Origin of the sequence: Streptomyces sp. NBC_01525 (assembly GCF_045040405.1) — a bacterium.
GTDB classification, from domain to species: Bacteria; Actinomycetota; Actinomycetes; order Streptomycetales; family Streptomycetaceae; genus Streptomyces; species Streptomyces benahoarensis.
This window is the reverse complement of sequence record NZ_CP109397.1, coordinates 5,848,962-5,857,236: the sequence shown is the minus strand read 5'-3', so window position 1 is coordinate 5,857,236 and position 8,275 is coordinate 5,848,962. Positions and strand designations below refer to the sequence as shown.

Here is an 8,275-nt window from a genome sequence, read left to right as displayed (position 1 = left end):
GGCCAGAGAGACTCAACTCCTCGCTGCGAGGTCCTTGACTGTCTCCAGACTCGGCGCCTCCCTGAGAGAGCGAGGAATGACATGGCTCGGGTTCGCGGGGTCCGTATCCCGGAGGATCTCCGCGAGCGCAGCCGTCGGGCTCAGGCCCCGAGCCTTGGCATCACGAAGCTTGGAGACATACAGGGCGCCACAGTTGAACGCCTCATCGCCCCCCGCACGCCGGGTTTTCCAACCTGCCGCGCCGTCCTCGTCATTCACCCAGACATAGCCCAGGACCGTTCCCTGTGGATTCGCCACCGTCACGAACTGCACCGGCTTGTCCGTGCTGCGGGCGTAATGCGGCGGACTGGCGACCTCCTCGAATTGGAGGGGCTCGGCGATCCGGGGGGTGACATGCCGTTCCTGGCTCATGATGTTTCCTTCCTCTGCCCTCTACTCGCTACTGGGCAGGAATTCACCGTACACCTGTACCTGACCATTTTCCATAAATACGCGCCTCACCAGGAACTTCATTCCACGTCCGAGCAAGAGCTCTCGTTCCCGCACGCCATAATTTCCGACTTTCTCGACCCAAAGGGCGGGAGTACCTTTCAGCACCCTGAGGCGCAGGATGGCCTTCGAGGACTGGAATTCTTCGATGGGGCGATAGCCGAGCGAGGTAGACATGTACGCCTTCTCCTCATACGTATTGCCGAGCATCTCAAGGAGGCCATCGGGCGTGAGGCGCGTGAGGTGGTCAAGGACGGTGCCGCGAACCACCATCACATCCTGGGGGACCGGACGACCGGCGAGCGCCTTGTCGATCTCCTCGATGTTGTTCTGGACATAGCGCGTTCCCTTCGAGGCGTCACCCCGCAGGTAGGCATTTACCTCCTTGTAGGAGGCCCATCCGTCGAGCTTCGGGGCGGTTTCCCAGGATTTGGAGATGCCCGTGTAATCCCGTACGGCATCCCGCTCAGCCTGCGACATGTCATTCATGGCGTAGAGGTTCCAATAGGCCTGACCATATTTGACGGCGGCCTCGTCAGTTCCCAAAGGAACGGCCCCCAGGGAGACCTCGGCGTTAGCCACATCATGCCGCCGAGCAGGGCCGAGTTTGTCCCACTGCTCATCGGTTACATGTTGCTTGTACTCGAACGGTTCCTCCCTCTCCAGGACGTACTCGGCAAAGGACTCCGCGTCGATCATCCGCCCCGGCGGCGCCTCCATCGCGTGAAACAGCAGCTGCTGGTAATGGAAGTCGGCGACCTGGACGGCCCCGTCCAGGTGCAGGACGCGCCGCGCCAGCACCTCAAGATCGTAGGGCCGGGCACCCCTCGGACCAGCCGGCAGGTCGCGCAGGAGCCGGAGCGCAGCGTGGGCCTCCTCGACCAGGCCTTCGTCCAAAAGCGATGCTGGGGTGGTTGTTTGTGGTGTCGGTGGGGTCTCCGATGAGTGCGTGCAGCAAGTGCAGGTGACGGTCGCGTAGTCCGCCTTGTGCGAGGCCGTCGGATACCTGCTGCCAGAAGTCGCCCATCAGGCTGCCGGGGATGTTCGCGCGGCCGCCTTCCTCGCCCTTCGGGTCGTACTCGTCGCGCAGGCCGAGCTGGTGTCCCACCTCGTGGGCGTAGGCGACGGGATCGACATCAGGCCACCACGTGGACTGGTCCATAGACGGCTGTTGGCCTCGGCTCTTGATGTCCACCACCCGGTGCGGATCCTCGTCCACCGCCACACGTTCCACACTCACATGCAGGCGGCGACCGTCAGGCAGCTCATGGACGGTGCGGTTGTAATAGTCCTCGATCCCCCGCCGCGCACGCTGCCAGACCGCGTCAAGATCGTGCGTCCCCGAACCGTCCCGCAACGCATAACGCACCGTCAAATCAGTGAAACGCGTGCCGCCCTGCTCGAACCTGCGGACATCGAAAGCAGAACTCACAACAAAGTGGTCTTTGCTGGCCGGGTCGGCCCACATATGCCGGCGAGTGGTCGCAGGTGCCTCCGAACGCGCGGACCGCCACCCAGCATCCTCCGACACCAGTACGGTGTCCCCCCGTGTGGGTGCATGGCATCTCAGGAAAGGGAGTCGCCCGGGGATGGCTCGCCCGGCATCCTGGGCAGCACTCCAGTCACCGGACCGGTGCTGGGGTGGTCGGCTCCGGCCTCAGCTGGGTCCCCGATGAGTCCGCGCTGCCGCAGTACGACGCTCTCCATGTCCACCGGTGTTGGGGAAACCTCCCGCAAGGAGGGCTGATCGCCCGTGCCACCGTGCTCCGGAGCGGTGGGATGCGTCAGAGCGGGGGCACCGGACGTTTCGGCAGGACCGTGCGACAGCCCGGTCGTTGCGTCCGACCAGTCCTCAAAACCAGGCAGGCCGCGCACGCTGGTGCTTGCAGGTTGCACAGACGTTGAGTCCGCAGGCCCCCCGAGCGTGCCCGAGCCGGGCTGCGCCTGCGCCATGAAGCCGGCGTTTAGGACGTCGCGTTCACTTTCCCGGACGTACGCGGTAAAGGGCTCCGCGTCGCTCATCAACTCCGACGGCGCGCCCATCGCGTGCGACAGAAGCTCTCGGTAGTGAGCGTCGGTGACCTCGACGTCCCCGTCCAAGTGCAGGACATGCCGGGCCAGCGCCTCAAAATCGCGCAGCTGGGCGCCCACCGGATCAAGCATGCCGCGCAGCTGCCGGAGCGCGGTGCGGGCCCATTCCAATAGCTGCCCGTTGCCAAGGGGACCCCCGAAAAGCTGCACGATCCAGGCGCGTTCCTCCCGCACGGTCTGCTGGTCCACTTCCGCCGGATCCTCCGACACAGGCGGAGCATCCTGAAGGCCGTCCAGCGCCCCCTCGTAGTAGACGGCGGTTCGCTGGCCGGGGCCGCTGACCTGGTCAGCCAAGGTGATCCGGCGAGTGGCCGCAGACTCCGCCGTAGGCGCAGCCTGAGACTGGGGGCCTCCCGACGGCAGTACGGTGTCCCCGCCTTGGCGCACGGCAGCGATGGGTCCGGGCTCTGCGATAGCTTCTCTGAGCGCCGCGACCGTGACGGCAGTGCCTCTGCTCTTCGCCTTGTCAACCAGTCCTACGGCCTCTGCGCGGTGTCGGAGGCTGATCGGTGTGTCTGGGTGCAGGCCGAATACATCACGTACCAATGGGTCCAGGTGCTCCAAGCGGAAGGGCCCGGTGTGTCCGTACTCGTGGGCGAGTACGTCGGCCAACCGCCGGATGCCGATGAGCCGGTCCCTAGACGGGAGACCTTCGTAGCCCTCGAGGAACTGACCCGCGCGGACGATTTCTCTCATCCTGCCCAGCGCCACCGCGGATACCGGGGTGAACTTGCCGCGCAGCTTGCCACCCCGGCCATCAGCCTTGTGGACACCCATCTCGCGTGACAGATCTGCGAGTTGCCTGTCAGTCAGGTCGTCCCTTGCCCTCTCGGCCGGGTTCCCCTCCATGAAGGCGTCCACAACGACTCGTGAGTTGACCTCCATCGTGGGGTCGTCAAAGAGATCGCGGACCTTCTGTACGTCGCGATCAGCCTTGCGGACCGTCACCTCGAAGTCGGCTGCTTTGAGCCTGTTGCCGTTCTGCTCCTGCAGAACGGTGTCGAGGCGCTTCCTGAGGCTTTTCTCCATCCTTTGGGCTCTGGCGTCCGAGAACTCACGTTCGGACCGTATGGACTCGACCGTTACGCGGATGTGCGGGAGCCCCATGCCCTGCTGGACGCGCCAGGGCGCGACCTTGGCAACCTTTGCGACAAGGTGGTCGAGTCGCTCGGCCTCGCTGCTCTTGAGGTCGCTGCTGCCGGGGGTGAGTTCGAACTCCATGTGCTGATTGCGCTGATCACCGACCACGACCATCGTGATCGGATTGGTGAAGGAGATGTTCCCCTGGGCACCCCCCAGCATGCGGTCGTGGAACGACTCCCCCTCGGCGCGACCGTGCATCATGAAGACCCACGTGCTGCCGACGGAACCGAAGCTCTCCCCAGCGATCGCGGTGAGGATTCTGGCCGCGTCGCGGCGAGCGGAGACGGGGGCTGCTGCCAACGAACGCAGCTGTGCCTTCTCCTCACCAGTAATGATTTGTCCCTTCGCCGTTTTCGCGTTCAGATCAGCGAGTTCCTGCTTGACCTTACGAATTCGCTCAAGGGAATTCAAGAACTTGACGCGGCGATCTGTCCTGCTGATCGTTCCGCTCTGGAGCCCCTGATTGAATACGGACTGAATCCGGTCGAGGTGCACGCCGTAGTGTTCAAAATTCTTGTCCACCACGGCCTCGACTGCGGCGCGGACCCGCCGGCGAAAGTTACCGTTCTGGATGGAGATCTGGTGCTGACCGTCCAGGCTTTCCAGGACCACGGGGGCGAAGTGATAGCCAAACCCGGTGCGGCCGGGGGGCACCTCGAAGCCGCCGCTGCGCGATGAGGTGAAGTCCGGTGTGAATTCGCGCATGCCGTTCTCACCAAGCCGTGACGCCACCGACTGTATGTTGTAGGCCTCTCCGGGCGCCGCCCAGGCACCGGAGTTCACACCGATCACAGCCTCCAGCTTCGTCAGGCTCTGACTGCGGAAGGCGTTCTGCAAGTCCTCCTTGTTCTGCGCGCTGCCGTAACCCTGCCCAGGTGTGGGCCAGTCGGATTCAGGCAGTTTCTGGGCCTTTGCGGCCTCGGCAGCGGCGGCGGCCGGGGTCACGGTGCCCAGGCGCGCAGGGTCGTCGACCGCGGCGGCGAGAAACGCGGCCAGATGGTGGGTCCCGGAGACTTCAACATCACTCTTGGTGTCGATCTCGGCCACAGCCACACTGCCCGTACCACCAGCGTAGGCAGGCCGGGTGTCGTACAGCACAGTGTGGGTGTGGGAGCCACCGACAATCTGCTCGGAAAAGTCACGGCACACATCGGAGGGTTCAGAGTCGCCGAAATCAGGCTTCACCCTGAAGAGTTTCCGGGTCTCTCCCTCATGGTCGATCTCAATATATATCCCTTCATCCATATCCAGGCGGACACTGCTCTTGACCTGGGCCAGAGCCGCGTTCGCCTTCTCTACCGCTTCCTCGACCGCGTAGAACTCCTTGACGAAAGTGCCCTTGGCATTGACCGCGACCGTAGAGTCTCCGGACACACGCAGCTCGGGACTGTTCTCCACATCGACGGGACGAACAACCCGAAACCTCGGGAACGACGCCGCAATACTGTCATCCGTCACCTCGTTGAGCACCACTTTGCGTGGGTCCCGGTAGGCGAAGGGCGCCCTTTTTAGCATCTCGTCAGGCGTCATACCGTCATACGGCAGATTGGCGTCTGGTGATACAAGACGGAATTCGGAGACCAGGCGGGACGGCTTGATGTCCTCCAGCGAGGGCGCGGGCCGCCCAGCGGTGAGGGATGCGGCAGCAGCGCTCCCACTGGCGGTACGCGCAGCAAGGGCCTCGTCCAGGCGCGTCGCGTGACCGGGGCCGTGGAGCGCGGACTCGTTGGGCATCCTGGGTGGTGTCCCTGCCGGTGGGGTGGGGCTGGGGTGGTCGTTTGTGGTGTCGGTGGGGTCTCCGATGAGTGCGTGCAGCAAGTGCAGGTGACGGTTGCGTAGTCCGCCTTGTGTGAGGCCGTCGGATGCCTGCTGCCAGAAGTCGCCCATCAGGCTGCCGGGGATGTTCGCGCGGGTGCCTTCCTCGCCCTTTGAGGCGTACTCGTCGCGCAGGCCGAGCTGGTGTCCCACCTCGTGGGCGTAGGCGACGGGATCGGCATCAGGCCACCACGTGGACTGGTCCATAAACCGGAGGTGGCGGCGGCTCTTGATGTCCACCACCCGGTGCGGATCCTCGTCCACCGTCACACGTTCCACACTCACATGCAGACGGCGACGGTCGGGCAGCTCATGGACGGTGCGGTTGTAATAGTCCTCGATCCCCCGCCGCGCACGCTGCCAGACCGCGTCGAGATCGTGCGTCCCCGAGCCGTCCCGCAACGCATAACGCACCGTCAAATCGGTGAACGGTGTGCCGTCCTGCTCGAACCTGCGGACATCGAAAGCGGAACTCACAACAAAGCGCTCTTCGCTGACCGGGTCGGCCCACGCATACCGGCGAGTGGTCGCAGGTGCCTCCGAACGCGCGGACCGCCACCCAGCATCCTCCGACACCAGTACGGTCTCCCCCCGGTCCACACGCGGGACCACGACATCACCAGGAAGGAAACTACCCAGGGACGGCTCACCCGGCATCCTGGGCAGAACTTCGGAAACACCATCCGGGGACACCTCACCCAGCACCACGGGTGATGCCTCTGCCGCCGTGGCGGTGCTGGGGTGGTCGTTTGTGGTGTCGGCGGGGTCTCTGATGAGTGCGTCCTGCCGCGGTGCGAGGCTCTCCATGCTCGTATCACCGGCGGTGTTGGTTTCTGTGGAGATGCGGGGGGCCGGGGATTGCGGGGAGGGTGTTCCGGGTCGTGTACGCACTCCAGTTGTGACGTCGTTGCGCGTGCCTGTGCCTGTGCCTGTGTTTGTACCTGTTCCTGTTCCTATGTTTGTGCCTGTGCCTGTTCCTGTTCCTGTGTTTGTGCCTGTGCCTGTGTTTGTTGGGGTGTTGGTGGTGGGTCGGTCGCCGCTGTGGGGGCCGGGGGTGTCGGGCAGTACGAGCCGATCCGTGTCGCGGACCGCCCCGGACGCGAGCGTGGCCGGGGCCGATTCGTGCGGCGAGTCCGCCCCGCCCACCGGTGTGGGGGAAACCTCCCCCGAGAAGAGCTGATCGCCCCTGGCACCGTGCTCCGCAGCGGTGGGAGGTGTCCCTGCGGAGGCGCCGTCCGATACCGCCGGGGCGCTGTGCGGCAGCGCGGTCGTCGTGTCCGGACCGAAGTCTTCAAAACCGGGCAGGCCGCGCACGCCGGAGTCCGCGCTCTGCACCGGCACCGAGTCCGCACGCTCCCCGAGCGCGCCCGAACCGGGCTGGGCCTCCCCGCCAGTGTTCAGTCCGGACGAGGAGGCATCCGGTGTGTGCGCCGGGATGCGGGCGGTGGGCGGCACTTCCCCGCCAGTGTTCAGTCCGGACGTAGAGGTGCCCGGTGTGTGCGTCGTGGTGTGGGTGGTGGTCGGCGTGTGTGCGTCGCTGGCCTGCTGGTGGGCGGCCCCGGCACGATCCGTGAGAGGGGTGCCCTCACCGCCGCCGGCCACCGTGGTCCGGTTCTGCCCGGTGCTGGACGCCGGCACGCCCATCCCGTCGGAGGCCACCTGCGACACGGCAGCCGTACCGCTCGTCGTCTGCGGACCGGTGGACTCCACACCCGGCCGGCCCACCACCCCCTCGCCCCCATCACCGACCGGATGACCGCCACCGCCCAAGACACCGACCGGACCGACCAGACCGGCCGGATCGGCCGGCGCTGACGTGACCGCTGCCTTCACGTCCTTCACATCAAACAAGTGCAGATCCGGCGCCTTGGGCACCTGAGCCTTGACCGAATCGACCTCAACGTGGTTCGCACCACCGCCGAACCGCCTCCGCTTGCCACCCCCAAAGGCATCAAGCGCACCCGAGGTCAACGCCGCCCCCAGAGCCTGCTCCTCACCGAAGACACCCTGCACGACCCCAGCAGTCACAACGCCCGACGCGCCACCCAGCGCCAGCTTGCCCGCCAGCTTGCCCGCCAGCTTCGGGGCCAGGACATCACCAGAGCCCATGACAAGCCCACCCACAGCACCCGAGATCGCCCCCGACTCAAGAGCCTGCAACGTGTTCTGCACACCCCACCGAGAACGATCCCCCTTGAGGAACTGGAGGGCCTGGACCACCACGTCCATACCCACCCCCACCCCCACCCCCACAGCCATCCCGATCACCAGACGACGCAAAATCATCTGCACCGCGAGACGAGCGGAAACGACCCACGCCCCCACCGCCTCAGGCGCGAACAAGGCCCACTCAATGATCTGCGACGCCAGCAAAACAAGCTGCAGCAAGATCATGTACTTCGCATACTCCAGCTGCAGACCGGCCTCACCGGTCATCTCCCCCATCTGGGCCAAACCCTCAGCCATACCCGGCAGCACCGCACGCAACTGCCCCACAAAACCCCGGAACTCCTCAGCGGCCGAACCACCCAGACTTTCCAGAACACCATTCGCCGACGCCACCAACACATCACTGACCCCAGCCAGCTCCGCACCAGCACCCCCCCAGGCCGCACCCGCCGCCCGGTACTTGTCCTCATCCCCCCGAGGCCACGAATCCCCCACCGCCAGAAACGCAACCCACCCCAACTCAGAAGGAATCTCGACACTCATACAGCACCGCGATCACATTCCACAC

Annotated in this window: 4 protein-coding genes; all 4 read right to left on the bottom strand. The window is 65.3% G+C overall.

What is annotated here, in order from left to right; genetic code table 11:
• Positions 1-12: 12 nt before the first annotated feature.
• The 4 genes from OG422_RS25630 to OG422_RS25615 all read right to left on the bottom strand — a co-directional run bounded on the left by OG422_RS25630 (position 13) and on the right by OG422_RS25615 (position 8,250).
• The gene (locus OG422_RS25630; protein ID WP_405746040.1) at positions 13-411 is read right to left on the bottom strand and encodes a hypothetical protein; all 399 of its coding nucleotides are present in this window, start codon (positions 409-411) and stop codon (positions 13-15) included.
• A 21-nt stretch (positions 412-432) separates the two neighbouring features.
• Positions 433-1,290 (bottom strand): ADP-ribosyltransferase, encoded by an 858-nt coding sequence (locus OG422_RS25625; protein ID WP_405746037.1) that lies wholly within the window; start codon positions 1,288-1,290, stop codon positions 433-435.
• Position 1,291: 1 nt separating this feature from the next.
• Positions 1,292-1,957: a hypothetical protein gene (locus OG422_RS25620; RefSeq protein WP_405746035.1), complete on the bottom strand. Its 666-nt coding sequence runs from the start codon at positions 1,955-1,957 to the stop codon at positions 1,292-1,294.
• Positions 1,958-2,055: 98 nt separating this feature from the next.
• Positions 2,056-8,250, bottom strand: a complete 6,195-nt coding sequence (locus tag OG422_RS25615; RefSeq protein ID WP_405746033.1) for a hypothetical protein — start codon at positions 8,248-8,250, stop codon at positions 2,056-2,058.
• Between the last annotated feature and the right edge of the window lie 25 nt (positions 8,251-8,275).